Genomic DNA, 434 nt, shown 5'->3' with positions numbered 1-434 from the left:
CCCTCTCCCGCGCACGGGTCAAGGAGCCGGATAGTGCCGGAAGCCTCATCGGGAGCAAGTGCCGAGAGAATACGCTCCAGTGAGCTTTCGTCAGTGGGAAAGTATCCGTTGCGAACAAAGTTACGCGCCAGGCGTGGAAACATCAGGGCCATAATCAGTATTCCTTAATCAATGAATAAGATGCCGGAACGCACCTGAAAAACAGGTACGTTCTGGCGCTGCGGTTATGCTGCGTGAAGAGAGCGGAAATAAAAATCGTCGGGACGGGGCGTGATGGAGAGTTCCCTCATGATGATGGCTTCGCTGATAAGCCCGGTGAGCCGGGGAATATCGAGAGAAAGCTGCCAGCCAGTAAGGTCGCCATAGCCGCCAACAGGCGTCAGCATTTGTGAAGTCTGCAACAGAGTAAGAACCCTGTCGCGCCAGTGCTCCAG

Annotated in this window: 1 protein-coding gene and 1 pseudogene; both read right to left on the bottom strand. The window is 55.1% G+C overall.

What is annotated here, in order from left to right:
• Nucleotides 1-152: pseudogene (locus FDX19_RS25000) on the bottom strand (class I SAM-dependent methyltransferase); the annotation flags it as partial.
• Between the two features lie 72 nt (nt 153-224).
• Nucleotides 225-434 (bottom strand): hypothetical protein (locus FDX19_RS25225; protein WP_212734730.1); only part of this gene is annotated, 210 nt, incomplete at its 5' end.

The organism is Citrobacter sp. wls619 (assembly GCF_005281345.1).
Taxonomy (GTDB): domain Bacteria; phylum Pseudomonadota; class Gammaproteobacteria; order Enterobacterales; family Enterobacteriaceae; genus Citrobacter.
This window is presented reverse-complemented; position numbering and strand designations above follow the sequence as displayed.